Annotated in this window: 15 protein-coding genes; 11 read left to right on the top strand and 4 right to left on the bottom strand. The window is 70.1% G+C overall.

The annotated features are described in order from the left end of the window. Positions 1–67: 67 nt before the first annotated feature. On the bottom strand, positions 68–340 hold the full coding sequence (locus ACP6CK_RS01415) for a hypothetical protein (protein WP_426956990.1): 273 nt from the start codon (positions 338–340) through the stop codon (positions 68–70). 170 nt (positions 341–510) lie between these two features. Here ACP6CK_RS01415 and ACP6CK_RS01410 point away from each other — a divergent pair, with 170 nt between their 5' ends. Then, positions 511–1,146: an aldolase gene (locus ACP6CK_RS01410; RefSeq protein WP_426956989.1), complete on the top strand. Its 636-nt coding sequence runs from the start codon at positions 511–513 to the stop codon at positions 1,144–1,146. 106 nt (positions 1,147–1,252) lie between these two features. Further along, a complete protein-coding gene (locus ACP6CK_RS01405; protein WP_426956988.1) occupies positions 1,253–1,450 on the top strand; it encodes a hypothetical protein in 198 nt (65 codons plus the stop codon). Positions 1,451–1,487: 37 nt separating this feature from the next. On the opposite strand, the gene ACP6CK_RS01400 is transcribed toward ACP6CK_RS01405, so the two are convergent. After that, complete coding sequence (locus ACP6CK_RS01400) at positions 1,488–2,468, bottom strand: Bug family tripartite tricarboxylate transporter substrate binding protein (RefSeq protein WP_426956987.1); 981 nt, start codon at positions 2,466–2,468, stop codon at positions 1,488–1,490. Positions 2,469–2,597: 129 nt separating this feature from the next. On the opposite strand from ACP6CK_RS01400, the gene ACP6CK_RS01395 reads away from it, so the two are divergent. The 8 genes from ACP6CK_RS01395 to ACP6CK_RS01360 all read left to right on the top strand — a co-directional run bounded on the left by ACP6CK_RS01395 (position 2,598) and on the right by ACP6CK_RS01360 (position 10,068). Continuing rightward, on the top strand, positions 2,598–3,209 hold the full coding sequence (locus tag ACP6CK_RS01395; protein ID WP_426956986.1) for a glutathione S-transferase family protein: 612 nt from the start codon (positions 2,598–2,600) through the stop codon (positions 3,207–3,209). Next, entirely contained in the window at positions 3,202–4,446 is a 1,245-nt protein-coding gene (locus ACP6CK_RS01390) for a CaiB/BaiF CoA transferase family protein (RefSeq protein WP_426956985.1), read from the top strand. The genes ACP6CK_RS01395 and ACP6CK_RS01390 overlap by 8 nt, the downstream gene beginning before the upstream one ends. A 13-nt stretch (positions 4,447–4,459) precedes the next feature. Further along, positions 4,460–5,053: a carboxymuconolactone decarboxylase family protein gene (locus ACP6CK_RS01385; RefSeq protein WP_426956984.1), complete on the top strand. Its 594-nt coding sequence runs from the start codon at positions 4,460–4,462 to the stop codon at positions 5,051–5,053. Positions 5,054–5,064: 11 nt separating this feature from the next. Next, entirely contained in the window at positions 5,065–5,841 is a 777-nt protein-coding gene (locus ACP6CK_RS01380; protein ID WP_426956983.1) for an enoyl-CoA hydratase/isomerase family protein, read from the top strand. 2 nt (positions 5,842–5,843) lie between these two features. After that, on the top strand, positions 5,844–7,007 hold the full coding sequence (locus ACP6CK_RS01375; protein WP_426956982.1) for an acyl-CoA dehydrogenase family protein: 1,164 nt from the start codon (positions 5,844–5,846) through the stop codon (positions 7,005–7,007). Beyond that, positions 7,004–8,227 carry a CaiB/BaiF CoA transferase family protein gene (locus tag ACP6CK_RS01370; RefSeq protein WP_426956981.1) on the top strand — a complete coding sequence of 408 codons (1,224 nt, stop codon included), beginning with the start codon at positions 7,004–7,006 and terminating at the stop codon, positions 8,225–8,227. Before ACP6CK_RS01375 ends, ACP6CK_RS01370 begins: the two co-directional genes overlap by 4 nt. Positions 8,228–8,241: 14 nt before the next feature. Beyond that, the gene (locus tag ACP6CK_RS01365; RefSeq protein WP_426956980.1) at positions 8,242–9,213 is read left to right on the top strand and encodes a Bug family tripartite tricarboxylate transporter substrate binding protein; all 972 of its coding nucleotides are present in this window, start codon (positions 8,242–8,244) and stop codon (positions 9,211–9,213) included. Between the two features lie 129 nt (positions 9,214–9,342). After that, complete coding sequence (locus tag ACP6CK_RS01360) at positions 9,343–10,068, top strand: hypothetical protein (RefSeq protein ID WP_426956979.1); 726 nt, start codon at positions 9,343–9,345, stop codon at positions 10,066–10,068. A 24-nt stretch (positions 10,069–10,092) separates the two neighbouring features. Here ACP6CK_RS01360 and alaS read toward each other — a convergent pair whose 3' ends face one another. Further along, entirely contained in the window at positions 10,093–12,741 is a 2,649-nt protein-coding gene (gene alaS / locus ACP6CK_RS01355) for an alanine--tRNA ligase (RefSeq protein WP_426956978.1), read from the bottom strand. Positions 12,742–12,884: 143 nt separating this feature from the next. On the opposite strand from alaS, the gene ACP6CK_RS01350 reads away from it, so the two are divergent. Continuing rightward, on the top strand, positions 12,885–14,081 hold the full coding sequence (locus ACP6CK_RS01350; RefSeq protein ID WP_426956977.1) for a M20 aminoacylase family protein: 1,197 nt from the start codon (positions 12,885–12,887) through the stop codon (positions 14,079–14,081). Positions 14,082–14,205: 124 nt separating this feature from the next. On the opposite strand, the gene ACP6CK_RS01345 is transcribed toward ACP6CK_RS01350, so the two are convergent. Continuing rightward, a complete protein-coding gene (locus ACP6CK_RS01345) occupies positions 14,206–15,792 on the bottom strand; it encodes an ABC transporter substrate-binding protein (protein WP_426956976.1) in 1,587 nt (528 codons plus the stop codon). Positions 15,793–15,882: the final 90 nt, after the last annotated feature.

Raw genomic sequence — 15,882 nt, 5'->3', positions numbered from 1 at the left:
GCCGTGAGCCCATCGTGATCCCAGGCGGCGCCGCGTGGATCCCTGGCCGGATACCCTTAGCGCAGCGTCACGGCCGAGCGGGTGCGACGGGAACAGCGGCATCTGGCGCCGGACCAAGCCGCGCCCGCACCTCGGGCGGCAGCGCCCGGCGCGTGCGGGCCAGCAGCAGGTCGAGCGCGTTGTCGGACAGGCCGGTCACCTCGATCAGGGTGGCCCGGCCGTCCGGGGTTGCGGTGGCCTGCACGGCCCCCTCGGCCGTGGTGATGGAGCGCGCCGCGAGCCGCTCGACCGCGATGCGCGGCCAGAAGGCGAGGTTCGACAGGAGCAGTGCGTCATCCATGGCGACGTACAGCCTGCCCCGCCCATCGTAAGCCCAGCGTGATCCCGCTCCCGCCCGCCACCCCTCGTTGCCCCGCCTTGATCCATGCGCAACCGCACCGGCGCTGGTGCGGGTCCGGCGGCCCCGCTATGGAACGCCCTCCTCCGCCACCTCCTTGGCCGGCACCAACCATGACCAACGAATCCGCGCTCCGAGAGCGCCTCTGCGAGCACGGCCGGCTTCTCTTCGGCCGCGGCTATTCCGTCGGCAGCGCAGGGAACATCTCCGTGCGCCTGCCGGACGGCGTCCTGATGACGCCGACCAATTCCTGCCTCGGCCGGCTGGATCCGGCGCGGATCAGCAAGCTCGACGCTGAGTGGCGGCATGTGTCCGGCGACAAGCCCTCGAAGGAGGTCTTCATGCATCGCGCGGTGCTGACGGCGCGCCCGGAGGCCGGCGCGGTGGTGCACCTGCACTCGACCCATGCCACCGCCATTGCTTGCCTCGCCACGCCGGGCGAGAACGCGCCGATCCCGCCCCTCACCCCCTATTTCGTGATGCGGATCGGGCGGAGCCTTCCGGTGATCCCCTATTACCGCCCGGGCGACGCGGCGATGGAGTCCGCCATCCACGGCGCCGCCCGCGAGGCTCGGGCCGTGCTGCTGGCCAACCACGGCCCGGTCGTTTCCGGCGCGTCGCTCGATGAAGCCGTCTACGCTTCGGAGGAGCTGGAGGAGGCCGCGCGTCTCGCCCTTATGCTCCGTGGCCTTCCGGCCCGGGCGCTCACCGCCGCGCAGGTCGAGGACCTTCTCCAGACCTTCGGATGACTCGCTCCAGGTCATGTTGCTTTGCAGCAACAGCGGTGGCCCAAGCATTCACGCGACCGTGACATGCCCCTGTCACGGTCTCGTCATCCCCGTTTAGGCTTCCGGTATGAGCAGCATCCGGGCCCACGCCATCGAAGGTCGCGTCGTTGTCGTTCATGACATGACGGACCGCGTTGTCATCTCGGAGTTCGAGGCCGACCAGGCCGCGAACCTCCTCGAACAGCTCCAGCGCGCGCTGGGGCAGGTCCTGCGGGGCCTGTCCGAGCGCGCAGCCGCTCCGCCCCTCCCTGACGCCTTGGCCTGAGGCCGGAAGGGGCGCAACGCGTCCTCTCCGGCTCGACTCAGTCCACCGTCATCCCGGTCGTGCGGATGAAATCGGCGAAGCGCGCCGTCTCCTCGGCCATGTAGCGGGCGAACTCGTCCGGGGAATTCGCGGCGGGCTCCAGCCCGTTCTCGGCGCACCACGCCCGCATGGCCGGTTGCGCCATGACGGTCCGCACGTCGCGGTTCATCCGGTCCCGGATTTCGGGCGGTAGCCCCGCCGGCGTCAGCAGCCCGAGCCAGGTCAGGAACATATAGTCGGGCATGCCGGCCTCCCGCATCGTCGGGACGTCCGGAAGCAGCGCGGGCCGCACGCGTCCGGTGGTCGCCAGCACCCGCACCCCGCCGCCGCGGATGTTCGGCATGGCGGTGATCGGCGCGTCGAACATGCCCTGGATCTTCCCGCCGAGCAGGTCCGTGTTGGACTGCGCCGCCCCGCGATAGGGCACGTGCAGGATGTCGACCCCCGCCGCCGCCTTGTAGAGTTCCAGCGAGCGGTGCGACGCGCCACCATTGCCGGATGAGCCGAAGGCGAGCCTCCCCGGGTTGGCGCGGGCATAGGCGGTGAGCTCGGCCACGCTGCGGGCGGGAACGGCCGGGTGGAGCGTCAGCGCCATCGGGCTCTCGATCAGCAGCGACACGGGCGTGAAGTCCCGGACCGGGTCGTAGCGCAGGTCGCGGAAGAGGCTGACCGCCATCGCGTGCGTTCCGGCGAAGGCGATGTAGAGAGTGTTCCCGTCCGGCGGGGCCTTCGACGCCAGCTCCGCCGCGATGTTGCCGCCCGCGCCGGGCCTGTTGTCCACGATCAACGGACGTTCCCAGATCGCGCCCAGCCCGTCCGCCACCTTCCGGGCCACGAGGTCCGTGATCCCGCCCGGCGGATAGGGCACGATGAGCCGAAGGCTGCGCCCGGGCCAGTCTGCACGGGCCGCGCCGGCCCGCAGCAGCGCGGGCGCCGACAGGGACGCCGCCAGCAGGCCGCGCCGGTTCAGTTCGGGCATTGCATCCTCCCACCCGGCGATGGACAAGCGCCGGCGGCTCCCATAAAGGACATAAAACCGAACTTTACCAGACCCGGGGAGGACGCGGATGAACAGGAACAGGCATCGGGCCGGCGGGCGCGCACGGCCGTGAAGCTCCACTGGTCCCCGCGCTCGCCCTTCGTGCGCAAGGTGATGGTCGCGGCGCACGAGCTCGGCCTCGCCGACCGCATCCACACCGTCCGTACCGTCGTCGCCTCCACCGCGCCGAACCGGGATCTGCTCCCGGACAACCCGATCAGCAAGATTCCCACCCTCGTCCTGGACGACGGCACGGTGATCTACGATTCCGTGGTGATCTGCGAGTACCTGAACGACCTCGCGGGCGGATCGCTCTTCCCGAAGGCGGGCATGGCGCGGTGGAACGTGCTGACGTGGCACGCCATCGTGGACGCCTTCCTCGAATTCCTCCTTCTCTGGCGCGCGGAGCGCGAGAAGCCGCGGGAGCGTCAGACGCCCGAGCTGCTGGCCGCCTTCGCCGTCAAGTATGAGAGCGGGATGGCAAGGCTGGAGAAGGAGATCGCCGGGCTGTCGGCGCAGCCCGTCAACGTCGTACACATCACGCTCGGTCTCCTTCTCTCCTATCTCGACTTCCGCTTCCCCGATTTCCAATGGCGCGACGGGCACCCCGCTCTGGCCGCCTGGCACGCCGAATTCGTGACGCGCCCGTCCATGCAGGCTACGGAGGCGCGCGATGGCTGAACACCCCGCCCCGCAGAGACAGGGACCGCTGTCCCATATCCGCGTCCTCGATCTCTCCCGCATCATGGCGGCGCCCTGGGCGACGCAGATGCTGGGCGACCTGGGCGCCGACGTGATCAAGGTCGAGCGCCCCGGAAACGGCGACGACACCCGCGTCTGGGGCCCGCCCTTCCTGAAGGATCGGGACGGCAACCCGACGAAGGAGTCCGGCTACTACCTCGGCGTGAACCGCGCCAAGCGCTCGGTCACCGTGGATATGGCGAAGCCCGAGGGCCAGGCCGTGATCCGCAAGCTGGCCGAGAGCGCCGACATCGTCTTCGAGAACTTCAAGGCCGGCGCCCTGAAGCGCTATGGCCTGGACGCCGAGAGCCTGCGGGCGATCAACCCGCGCCTGATCTACGTATCCGTCACCGGCTTCGGCCAGGACGGCCCGCGCGCGGACCAGGCCGCCTATGACTTCGCGATCCAGGCCATGGGCGGGCTGATGTCCGTGACCGGCGAGCGCGACGATGCCCCGGGCGGCGGCCCGCAGAAGGTCGGCGTGCCGATCGTGGACCTGATGACCGGCATGTATTCCGCGGTCGCGGCCCTCGCGGCCCTCGCCCGCCGCAACGAGACCGGAGAGGGCGAGGTGATCGACCTCGCGATGCTCGATGTGCAGGCGGCGTTCCTCGCGAACCAGGCGATGAACTGGCTCATCTCCGGCCGCACGCCGAAGCGCGGCGGCAACCGCCACCCCAACATCCAGCCGCAGGACGTCTTCCCCTGCGCCGACGGCTTCCTGGTGCTCGCGGTCGGCAACGATGGGCAATTCGCCAAGATGTGTGCCGCCATCGGCCGCCCCGAGTGGACGACGGACGAGCGCTTCGCGACCAATCCCAGCCGCGTCCGTAACAACCCCGTCCTGACGCCGCTCCTGACGGAGCGCTTCAGGGAGTTCGGGCGCGACGAGCTGATCGGCCTGCTCGACGCTGCCGGCGTCCCCTGCGCCCCGATCAACGAGGTGCCGCAGGTCTTCGACGACCCGCAGGTGAAGCACCGGAACATGCTGCGTCATCTGCCGCACCCGCAGTCCGGCACCGTGCCGCAGGTGGTGAGCCCGATGAACTTCCGGAACGCCCCCCTTGCCTTCGACCGCCCGCCGCCCCTCCTCGGCCAGCACACGCAGGAGGTGCTGGCCGAGGCCGGCTACCCGGCCGACGAGATCGCCCGCCTCTCCGCCGCCGGCATTATCTGACGGATCCCCGCCCATGCCCCGCATTCCCCTCCCCGGCCCCGAGGAGATGACGCCCGAGCAGCGCCGCGTGTACGACGGGATCGTCTCCGGCCCCCGCGGCGTCCTCATCGGCCCGCTCCGCGCCGGCATCCACTCTCCGGACATCGCGGAGCGCTGGTCGAAGCTCGGTGAGTCGCTGCGCTTCAACACCGTGCTTCCGAAGCGGCTGAACGAGCTCGCGATCTGCGTCACGGGCCGCCGCTACACCGCGCAGATCGAGTGGTGGGTCCATGCCAAGGCTGCCGGAGAGGCGGGCATTCCCGCCGACGTCCTCGAATCCATCCGCACGAACGAAGCGCCGTCCTTCGCCGATCCTGAGGAGGCGCTGATCTATGAATTCGCCCGCCAGATCCATCTGACCGGCACGGTCCCGGACGAGACCTACAACGCGGTCGTCGCCCGCTGGGGCGCCCGCGGCGCCGTCGAGCTGACGGCAGTGATCGGCTATTACGTCCTCGTCTCCATGACGCTGAATGTGCACGATATCCCCTTGCCGGATGGCGTGCCCGCCCCCCTCGCCCCCCCGCCCGGCGGCGGCCTCGCCCCGCTCCCGCCCGCGCGCGCCTGAGGATCCCACCCGTGACCGAGACCTATGAGCGCTTCGCCGTCGAGATCAGCGATTACGTCGCGACGGTTACCATGCGTGGGCACCCCGTGAACGCGCAGGGCCGCACCTTCCGCGAGGAGATCGTGCAGATCTTTGACGTCCTGGGCGACGACCCCACCGTGCGCGCCATCGTCCTGACCGGCGAGGGACGCGCCTTCTCTGCCGGCGCCGATCTGAAGGATCGCCCGGACCTCTCGCTCCAGGGCGCCTATCCCAAGCACAACCGCTCCGTCCGCGCCTCCTTCGACGCGGTGCTGGAATGCCCGAAGCCGGTGATCGCCGCGATCAACGGCGCGGCCATCGGCGCCGGTGCCGTGCTCGCCTCCTGCTGCGACGTGCTGATCGTGGCGGAGGACGCCTTCCTCGCGCTCACCGAGGTGGATGTCGGGCTGGCGGGTGGCGTGCGCCATATCCTGCGTCACCTCGGCCAGTCCGATGCGCGGCTGATGGTCTACACCGCCAGACGCCTCTATGGCCCGGAGCTGCTGCGGATGCGCGCCGTCTCCGCCTGCGTCCCGAAGGAGCAGGTGGCGGAGGCGGCGACGGCCATCGCTCGCGACATCGCCGCCAAGAGCCCCCTGGCCGTGGAAGCCGCCAAGCGCGGCTTCGCGATGACGGAGGAGATGCCACTCCGCGACGGGTACCGCTACGAGCAGACCCAGACCCGGGCGCTGGCGTCCACCGAGGATTCGAAGGAGGCGCAGCGCGCCTTCGCCGAGAAGCGGAAGCCGGTGTTCCAGGGGCGCTGAGCGTGGAACTGGACACCTACACGCACGAGCAGCTCGAGGCGCTGTCCGATGACGCGTTCCGCGAGCATGTCCGCACCTGGATCACGGCGAACTACCCCGCCGACGTTCCCCGCTTCCCACCCCGCCGCCTTCACTGGCGCGACAACCGCCCCTGGTACATGACGCTGTCGAAGCAGGGCTGGCTCGCCCCCAACTGGCCGCGGGAATACGGCGGCATGGGCCTCGGTGCCTCCAAGCAGCTGATCATGCTGGAGGAGTGGGAGCGCTTCGGCGCCGCCCGCGTCAGCGACATGGGGCTGATCATGCTCGGCCCGCTGCTGCTGAAGCACGGCTCCGAGAAACAGAAGGCCCGCTTCCTCCCGCGCATCCTCTCGGGCGAGGACATCTGGTGCCAGGGCTATTCTGAGCCCGGCGCCGGCTCCGACCTCGCCGCCATCCGGCTCGACGCGGCGGATGGGGGCGACCACTGGGTGCTGAACGGCCAGAAGATCTGGATCACCCTGGCCAATGACGCGAACTGGATCTTCGTCCTCGCCCGCACGAAGAAGACGAACAAGAAGCAGGAAGGGATCTCCTTCCTCCTGCTGCCGATGGACAGCCCGGGCATCACCGTCCGCCCGATCCTGAATCTCGATCTCCACGACGAGTTCTGCGAGATCTTCTTCGACAATGTCCGCGTGCCGAAGGACATGGTCGTCGGGGCAGTGGACCAGGGCTGGACCTACGCGAAGGCCCTTCTCGGCTTCGAGCGCATCGCCATCGGCTCGCCCAAACTGTCCTCCAACGGCCTTGCCCGCTACCGCAAGCTCGCCGAGCGCCTGGGACGGTTGGAAGACCCGGCCTTCCAGGAGAGCTACGCCCGCCTTTCCATGGACCTGGCGGACCTCAAGGCCCTCTACGAGCACCATGTCGCCGCCCTCAAGCGCGGCGAGCCCCTCGGCCAGGACGTCTCCATCCTGAAGATCGTGCAGACCGAACTCTTCCAGCGCATCACCGACGCCATGCTGGAACTCGCCGACGGCAACTCCGGCCTGCTCCACCCGATGGAGGAAGGGCTGCACCCCGCGGGCCAGTTCCTTCTCGCCCGCCCCTCCACCATCTTCGGCGGGTCGTCGGAAATCCTCCGCAACGTCCTTGCGACAGCCGTGCTGGAACTCCCGCGTTGAGCGCACTTCCCAACATTCGCGTCCTCGACATGACGCGCGTCTTCGCGGGCCCCTGGGCCGCGCAGATGCTGGCCGATTTCGGCGCCGAGGTGATCAAGGTCGAGCACCCCGTCGGCGGCGACGACGTGCGCCGCATGGGCTATCCGCAGAAGGACGCGGAGGGGAAGGAGACGGGCGAGTACTCCTCCTTCCTCGCCATGAACCGCGGCAAGCGCAGCGTCGCGCTGGACATGTCCAAACCCCAGGGCCAGGCCGCCCTGCGCGCCCTGGCTGAGAAGTCCGACGTCCTGATCGAGAACTTCAAGGCTGGCGGGCTCCGCCGTTACGGCATGGACTACGACAGCCTGTCGACGATCAACCCACGCCTCATTTACTGCTCCATCACCGGCTGGGGGCAGGACGGGCCCTACGCCGCCCTCCCCGGCTATGACGCGGTCTTCCAGGCGATGAGCGGGCTCATGTCCGTCACCGGCCAGCCCCCCGGCCATCCCGGCGCCGGCCCCGTGCTGGCGGGCTACTCCGTCTCCGACGTCAACGCCGGCTTCTACGCCACCATCGCGATCCTGGCGGCGCTGCACCACCGGGACACCGTTTCTGGCCGCGGCCAGCACATCGACCTCGCCCTGCTGGACACGCAGCTCGCGGCGCAGTCGCACATCGCGATGAACCACCTCATCTCCGGCCGCGTGCCCACGCCGGCGGGCTCCGCGTCCCAGATCAATGTCCCCTGGCAGGCCTTCGACACGGCCGACCGGCCCCTGATGGTCACGGTCGGCAACGACCGGCAGTTCGCGCTGTTTTGCCAAGTGATCGGCCTGCCCGACGTGCCCACGGACCCGCGCTTCACCAACAACCGGCACCGCATGGCGAACAAGCCCGCGCTCCTCGCCCTGCTGGAGCCCGCGCTGCGGAAGCGCCCGGCAATGGAGTGGATGGAGCTCTTGAACAAGGTCGGCGTGTCCTCCGGCCCGATCAACGACTTCGCCGCCGTCGCCGACGATCCGCAGGTCCGCCACCGCGAGATGTTCCGCACGATGCCACACCCCACCGCCGGCACCATGCCCTTCATCGCCAATCCCGTGCGCTTCTCCGACACGCCGGTCGCCTATGATCGTCCCCCGCCCCGCCACGGGGAGCACACGCGGGAGGTTCTGTCGGACGTGCTGAAGCTCGATGACGCCGCGCTGGACGCCATCGCGTCCGAGAACGCGGCGCGCTGACGAGAGGACCCGCCATGCCCACCCGTCGCACCGCCCTTGCCCTGCTCGCCGGCGCTCCGCTGGCTGCCACCGCGCGCGCCCAGGGCAGCTTCCCCGACCAGCCCGTGCGGATGATCATCCCCTTCGCGCCCGGCGGACCGGCCGACATCATCGGCCGGATCGTCGGCCGGGCAATGGGCGACCGCCTCGGCCAGCCGGTGGTGATCGACAGCCGCTCGGGCGCCGGCGGCGTGGTCGGCGTGGAGGCCGGCGCCCGCGCCCGCCCGGACGGCCAGACGGTCGTGCTGGCATCCACGGGCGCGCTCGTCGTGCTGCCGCACATGATGCCGCGCATGCCCTACGACCCGCAGCGTGACCTCGCGCCGATCGTGCATGTCCTCTCCGTGCCGCAGATCCTCGTCGTCCGTCGCCAGCGCAACCTGACCAGCCTCCGCGGCCTGGTGGACGAGGCGAAGCGCAGCCCGGGCCGCCTGACCTTCGGCTCCGCCGGGATCGGCAGCTCCCTCCACCTGGCCGGGGAGCTGTTCAAGCTGCGCGCCGGCATCGACATCAACCACGTGCCCTACCGCGGTGCGGCGCCCGCGATCACCGACCTGCTCGCCGGCAACATCGACATGATCCTGGCCGACGTCCCCATCGTCCTGCCCGGCACCCGCAGTGGTGAGCTGGTCGCCCTGGGCGTCACGGCGGATGCCCGCAGTCCGGCCCTGCCCGATGTCCCCACCTTCACCGAGTCCGGCATACCAGGGGTGATCTCCGAAACCTGGTATGCTCTCTTCGCGCCGGCCGGGACGCCTCCGGACCGGATCACGAAGCTCCACGACGCGGTCACCGGAGCCCTGTCCGACCCGGAGGTGCGGCGTAGCCTTACCGACCAGGGGGGCATGATCGCCGGTGGCACGTCAGACGCGCTGGCAGCGCTCCTGCGGTCCGAATACGCCAAATGGGGTGAGATCGTCCGAGTTTCTGGCGCGAAGCTGGAGTAATTCAACCCTGGGTAGCACCGCACGAGGCTGCCGACCATCGTCCGCATCTATGGCAGGGATCGATCGCACGGGATCGTCAACGTCGGGAACATGTCCTAGCCTCGCAACGAAAGCGAGGAGACACCCGTCATGGCCAACTTTCAGGACTACCTGGATCTGGCGGAAATCGTCTACGCCTCCAAGGACAGCGGCCAGCCAAACCTGCCCGGCTGGTCGATCCAAAAATGGGAATGGGCCACTTGGTACGGGAATGGCTACCAGGGTGGGATCTTCGAGAATGCGAACGAGATCGTGGTTGCCTTCTCCGGAACGAAGGGCGGCCTGACGACCGCGCCGGTGTCGCAGAACTCCGGCAATGCGCGCATCGGCGTGAACGTCATTCCCAACATGGCTGGCAGCGCCTTCGCCATGGTGAGCTGGGCGAAGCAGAATGCCTGGAACAGGCCCATCTCCCTCGTCGGCCATTCGCTGGGTGGCGGCTTGGCGCAGGTGGTGGGGAACTGGTCCGGCCTGCCCTTCATCTCCTTCAACGGTCCAGGGATGAAGAGCCACCTGAAGATGTCGGCCTTCAACATCTTCAAGCCGCAGCAGGCCGTCCGCTCCATCCGATCTCAGAACACGGATGACAGCGTCGGCCTCTGCTTCACGGTCAAGGGCGATTTCGTCGGCGAGTACGGCTACCACATCGGCCAGGAGGTCGTGCTGACCGTCACCTCGGCCGCGAACAAGCACAGCCTGGACGCGATCTACACGGGGCTGCAGGCCAAGGGCTGGCGCCCGAAGACGCCGCGGGACGTGCTCAGCACTTGGCCCGCCGCGCCATCGGTCACGCGGGCCAGGAGCCGCGCCGCCTAGGGCGCGACGACCGGGCGGCGGCCGTCAGGCCGCCAGCGCCCCGCGGATCGCCGCCAGCGCCTCGGCCGACTTGGCGCCCTCGGGCCCGCCCGCCTGCGCCATGTCGGGCCGCCCGCCGCCGCCCTTGCCGCCCACGGCCGCGGAGGCCGCCCGCACCAGGGCCACGGCGTCGGCACGGCCCTTCGCCGCCTCTCCCACCGCGACCACGATGCTCGCCTTCCCCTCGGCCGAGGACACCAGCCCCACCACGTCGGCGGTGCCGCCCTTCAGGATGGCCTCGGCCAACCCTTTCAGGTCGCGCGGAGGGACCTCGCCCAGGTCGCGCAGGGCGACCCGCAGATCGCCGATAGTCTCGGCCTCCGCCGCGCCACCGCCGGTGGCCAGCTTGCGGCGGAGGTCCGCGACCTCGCGCTCCAGCTTCCGCCGTTCATCGACCAGCGCAGCGACCCGCGCCGGCACCTCGGCCGGCGGAGACTTCAGCACGGCGGCCGCCTCGCGCAACGTCCGCTCCGAAGCTTCCACCAGCGCCAGGGCCGCGGGCCCCGTCACGGCCTCGACGCGCCGCACGCCGGCCGAGACCGCCCCCTCGCCCACGATCTTGAACAGCCCGATGTCGCCGGTGCGGCCGACATGCGTCCCGCCGCACAGCTCCAGGCTGTACACGCCGTGCTTGTCGGTCGCGGCCGGATCGTAGCCCATCCCGACGACGCGAACCTCGTCCCCGTACTTCTCCCCGAACAGCGCCATGGCGCCGGCCTTCACCGCGTCGTCCGGCGTCATGAGCCGCGTCACGACCTCGGCGTTCTCCCGTACGCGCGCGTTCACCTCACCCTCGACCCAGGCCAGGTCATCCGCCGACATCGGCGTGGGCTGGGACACGTCGAAGCGCAGCCGGTCCGGCGCGTTCAGCGAGCCCTTCTGGGCGACATGGGTGCCGAGCCGGCGCCGCAGCGCCTCGTGCAGCAGATGCGTGGCCGAGTGGTGCGCCCGGATGGCGCCGCGACGCGCATGGTCCACCTCGGCCACCACGGCGGCGTCACGCCGCAGCGTCCCCGCCTCCACCGTGCCGAGATGCACGAAGAGCCCAAGCTTCTTCTGCGTGTCCCGCACCGCGACGCGCAGCCCGTCCGCCCCCGTGATGGTGCCGGTGTCTCCCACCTGCCCGCCGCTCTCGGCGTAGAAAGGCGTCTGGTTCAGCACCACCGCCACCTCGGTGCCCGGCCCGGCCTCCTCGACCTCCGCCCCGCCGGCGACCACGGCCAGCACGGACGCCTCGCCGCGCTCGGTGACATAGCCCTGGAACTCGCTGCCGCCGCCGAGCTTCTCCTTCAGGTCGAACCAGAGCGACTCTGTCGCCGCCTCGCCCGAGCCCGACCAGGCCGCCCGCGCCCGCCGCTTCTGCTCGGCCATGGCGCTCTCGAAGCCCGCCACGTCCACCGTCCGGCCCTCGCCGCGCAGCGCGTCCTGCGTCAGATCCAGTGGGAAGCCGTAGGTGTCGTACAGCCGGAACGCCACATCTCCGGGCAGTGCCTGCTTCTCGCCCAGCCGCGCCGTCTCCTCGGCCAGCAGCCCGAGCCCGCGCTCCAGCAGCGACCGGAACCGCGTTTCCTCCAGCCGCAGCGTCTCGGTGATCAGCGCCTCGGCCCGGCCCAGCTCCGGATAGGCGGCGCCCATCTGTCGCACCAGCACCGGCACCAGCCGCGGCATCAGCGGCTCCCGCGCGCCCATCATGTGCGCGTGCCGCATGGCCCGCCGGAGGATGCGCCGGAGCACGTAGCCCCGCCCCTCGTTGGAGGGCAGCACCCCCTCCGCCATCAGGAAGGCGCCGGACCGCAGGTGGTCCGCCACGACCCGGTGAGACGCCTTGAAGGGGCCGTCGGGCGCTTGCCCGGTGGCCTCGGCGCTCGCCATGATGATCGCGCGGAAGGTGTCGGTGTCGTAGTTGTCGTGGACGCCCTGAAGGATGGCCGTGAAGCGCTCCATCCCCATGCCCGTGTCGATTGAGGGCCGCGGCAGCGGACGACGTACGCCCGGCGGCCCTTCCTCGAACTGCATGAAGACGAGGTTCCAGATCTCGATAAACCGGTCTCCGTCCTCCTCGGCGCTGCCCGGCGGGCCGCCCGGGATCGAGGGCCCGTGGTCGTAGAAGATCTCGGAGCACGGCCCGCAGGGCCCCGTGTCGCCCATCCGCCAGAAATTGTCGGACGTCGCGATACGGATGATCTTCTCGTCCGGCAGCCCGGCGATCTTCCGCCACAGCGCCGCCGCGTCCTCATCTTCGTGATAGACCGTGACGAGCAGCCGCGCCTTGTCGATCGCGAAGTCCTTCGTGAGCAGCTCCCACGCGTGGGAGATCGCCTGCTCCTTGAAGTAGTCGCCGAAGGAGAAGTTCCCGAGCATCTCGAAGAAGGTGTGGTGCCGGGCGGTGTAGCCGACATTGTCCAGGTCGTTGTGCTTGCCGCCCGCGCGCACGCACTTCTGCGCCGTCGTGGCGCGGGAATAAGGCCGGCGCTCCTGCCCCGTGAAGACGTTCTTGAACTGCACCATGCCCGAATTGGTGAAGAGCAGCGTCGGGTCGTTGCGCGGCACCAGCGGAGAGCTGTCCACCACGGCGTGCCCGTTGCGCGCGAAGTAGTCGAGAAAGGTGGCCCGAACGTCATTGCTGCTGGTCATGGAGAGAGGCTCTAGGTTCCGATTCCTGGCGGGAACGCGACCGGGTCCCTTACCGGGCCGGCGCGCCGCCGTCGAGGGTCGCGGGGCTGGTCAGGGCGAGACCCCGATCCCATCCTGCTCAGCGGACGACCATGAGGCCCGTGATGGACGAGATTACCCTGACCCGGATCCGGGCGCTCCAGCCCGAGCTCTCGGCCATTCGCCGCGACATCCATGCCCACCCGGAGATGGGGATGGAGGAGGTCCGCACCTCTGCCCTTGTGGCCGAGAAGCTCCGCGCCTGGGGCTTCGACGTCGCGGAAGGCATCGGCAAGTACGGCGTGGTCGCCAGCCTCAAGGGCAACCGCCCTGGCCAGCGCGCCATCGGCCTCCGCTGCGACATGGACGCCCTGGCGATCGAGGAGGCGACCGGCCTGCCGCACGCCTCCACGAACAAGGGCGTCATGCACGCCTGCGGCCATGACGGCCACACCGCCATGCTCCTGGGCGCGGCCCGGCACCTGAAGGAGCACCCGGACTTCGGCGGCACCGTCCATTTCATCTTCCAGCCCGCCGAGGAAGGCCGCGGCGGCGCCCGCGCCATGATCGCCGACGGCCTGTTCGACCGCTTTCCCGTCGACGCGGTCTACGGCCTGCACAACGACCCGAAGATGCCCTTCGGCACCTTCGCCAGCCGCCCCGGCCCGGCCATGGCCGCCGGCGACCGCTGGGTCGTCACTTTCCGCGGCACCGGCGGCCATGGGGGCGCGGCGCCCCATTTAGCCACCGACGTCGCCGTCCTTCAGGCCCAGTTCGTCCTGGCCATGCAGACCATCGTCGCCCGCAACATCGCGGCGGTGGACGCGGCGGTGATCAGCGTCGGCGCTATCCACGGCGGGTCGATGGCCTCCACCAACGTCATGCCGTCCGAGATGGTGATCGGCGGCACCGCCCGTTCCTACACGGAGGCCGTGCGGGACACGATGGAGCGCCGGATGCGGGAGCTCGCCACCGGCCTCGCGGCCAGCTTCGGATGCTCGGCCGAGGTCACCTACGATCGCCGCGGCACCGCGGTCGTGAACCACGCCGAGCAGACCGAGGTCGCGCTGGCCGCCGCCGCCGACCTGGCCGGTGCCGACAAGGTGGACGGCAACCCGCCCCTGATCACGGGAGGAGAGGACTTCTCCCTCATGCTCCAGGCCCGCCCGGGCGCCTTCATGTTCATGGGCATCGGCGCTGGCGGTGCCACCTCCGAGGGACTGCACACCCCCACCTACGACTTCAACGACGACGCCATCCCGAACGGCGTCGGCTACTGGGTCAGCGTCGTGCGCAAGGAGCTCGGCGGACTGGCGGAGTAGCGCCGGCGACTCCGGGGAAGGCGTCGCCTTCCCCGGCCCCCATCCACCCAGTGGTGAACGCACCCCCTGGACCCGCGTTCAGCAGTCTGCGGGCGCCAGTTGGCAACGCCCGCGGCCCCGCAGCTTACCGCCCGGGCCGGACGTCGTGCGCCAGGGTCATCTCGTCTGCCCGCGGCGTGTGCGTCAGCCCCTGCCGCATCCCCCAGATGTTCTTCTGGATGTGCAGCGGGATCCAGCCGACGTCGCGCACGGCGATCCGCGTCGCTTCCTGCATCAGCCCTTCCCGCGCCTCGTCGTCGGCGGTGTTCAGGGCGCGCGCGACCGTCTGGTCGAAGACCGGGTTGGAGTAGCCGGTCCGGTTCACCGTTCCCCAGCCCCGCGCCACGTCCCGCGTTCCCAGCAGCCCGCGCAGCCCGCCCGAGGGCTCGCCGCTCGAATTCGCCCAGCCACCGAGCGCCATCGACGTGTCGGACCGCGCCGTGCGCTGGGAGAAGGCGGCATAAGGGATCGCCTCCACCCGCGTCCGCACGCCGATCCGCTGCCACATCTGCCCCACGCTCTGCGCCACCTGTGCGTCGTTCACGTAGCGGTCGTTCGAGGCATGCAGCGTGATGCTGAACCCCTGCGGAAATCCTGCCTCCGCCAGCAGCCGCCGCGCCCGCTCGGGATCGAAGGCCGGCGGCGGCAGGTCGGGGACGTGACCATAGGTTCCGGGCGGCATGAACTGCCCGATCGGCAGTGCCGCGCCGGACATGGTCCGTTCGCAGATGGCGGCGCGGTTGATCGCGATGGACAGCGCCTCCCGCACCCGCTGGTCCGTCAGGGGATTGCGCGCCAGTGCCTCGCCATTGGGCCCGGAAACGTAGGGACTCTCCGCGCGGAAATCCGGCCGGAGATAGATGGAGCGCAGGCTCACCGTCTCGGACAGGACGACCCGCGGCTCCGTTCGCAATCGGGCGATGTCGTTGGTCGGCACGGCGTCGATGAAGGCGATGTCGCCCGCCCGCAGCGCGGCCACCCGCCCGCCGTCATTCGCGATGACCCGGTAGTTCACCTTGTCCCAGGCCGGCGCCTCGCCCCAGTAGCGCGGGTTCCGTTCCAGCTCTGCCCTCTCGCCATGGCGATAGGCGGCCAGGCGGAAAGGTCCGGTCCCGATCGCCGCGCGTCCGCTGTTGAAGTCGCTCGTCAGGTTGTTCCCGCCGATCCCGTGCCAGAGGATCGCGACCTGCGACAGGTCCGCCGGCAGCAGCGGGTACACCCCGTTCGTCTTGAAGCGGAGGGTATGCGGATCCACGACCTCGGGGCTGACGATCCCCTTGGTGAACACGGAGAACGATCCCGGGCTGTTCGCCACGCGAGGGACACGGTCCAGCGTGTAGAGCACGTCCTCCGCCGTGAAGGGCTCGCCATTGTGGAAGGTGACGCCCCGACGAAGCCGGAACTCCCAGGTGCTGTCGTCCACCAGCCGCCAGGCTTCCGCCAGTCCCGGCCGCAGCCGCGCCTCCGCATCCCGGTGCACGAGGTTGTCGAAGACGTGCTGCCCGAGCGCCATGTTGGGCGTCAGCGTGTGGAAATGCGGGTCCATGGACGTGGGCGGTGCGCCCACCGCCAATTCCAACGTCGTCCCCTGTGCGGCGGCCTGTGGTCCTCGCAGCAGCGCGGGTGCCGATAGCGCGGAAAGAAGAATCAGCCGGCGGCCGGGATGGGGCATCGCGTCATCTCCTGCAGCGCCGCCCGCCGGGCAGTGCTGCGTTGCCTGCGGGCGTCGCCTCCGCCGGGACTGCACCAGCCCTTCCCGCCG

It is taken from the genome of Muricoccus radiodurans (assembly GCF_050154705.1).
Taxonomy (GTDB): domain Bacteria; phylum Pseudomonadota; class Alphaproteobacteria; order Acetobacterales; family Acetobacteraceae; genus Roseomonas; species Roseomonas radiodurans.
Note: the sequence above shows the minus strand (reverse complement) of the source record. Positions and strands in the feature narration are given on the sequence as shown.

Coding starts and splice junctions, on each gene's coding strand:
- ACP6CK_RS01415 (WP_426956990.1), bottom strand. CDS start 340: ATGGATGACGCACTGCTCCTGTCGAACCTCGCCTTCTGGCCGCGCATC.
- ACP6CK_RS01410 (WP_426956989.1), top strand. CDS start 511: ATGACCAACGAATCCGCGCTCCGAGAGCGCCTCTGCGAGCACGGCCGG.
- ACP6CK_RS01405 (WP_426956988.1), top strand. CDS start 1,253: ATGAGCAGCATCCGGGCCCACGCCATCGAAGGTCGCGTCGTTGTCGTT.
- ACP6CK_RS01400 (WP_426956987.1), bottom strand. CDS start 2,468: ATGCCCGAACTGAACCGGCGCGGCCTGCTGGCGGCGTCCCTGTCGGCG.
- ACP6CK_RS01390 (WP_426956985.1), top strand. CDS start 3,202: ATGGCTGAACACCCCGCCCCGCAGAGACAGGGACCGCTGTCCCATATC.
- ACP6CK_RS01385 (WP_426956984.1), top strand. CDS start 4,460: ATGCCCCGCATTCCCCTCCCCGGCCCCGAGGAGATGACGCCCGAGCAG.
- ACP6CK_RS01365 (WP_426956980.1), top strand. CDS start 8,242: ATGCCCACCCGTCGCACCGCCCTTGCCCTGCTCGCCGGCGCTCCGCTG.
- ACP6CK_RS01360 (WP_426956979.1), top strand. CDS start 9,343: ATGGCCAACTTTCAGGACTACCTGGATCTGGCGGAAATCGTCTACGCC.
- alaS (WP_426956978.1), bottom strand. CDS start 12,741: ATGACCAGCAGCAATGACGTTCGGGCCACCTTTCTCGACTACTTCGCG.
- ACP6CK_RS01350 (WP_426956977.1), top strand. CDS start 12,885: ATGGACGAGATTACCCTGACCCGGATCCGGGCGCTCCAGCCCGAGCTC.
- ACP6CK_RS01345 (WP_426956976.1), bottom strand. CDS start 15,792: ATGCCCCATCCCGGCCGCCGGCTGATTCTTCTTTCCGCGCTATCGGCA.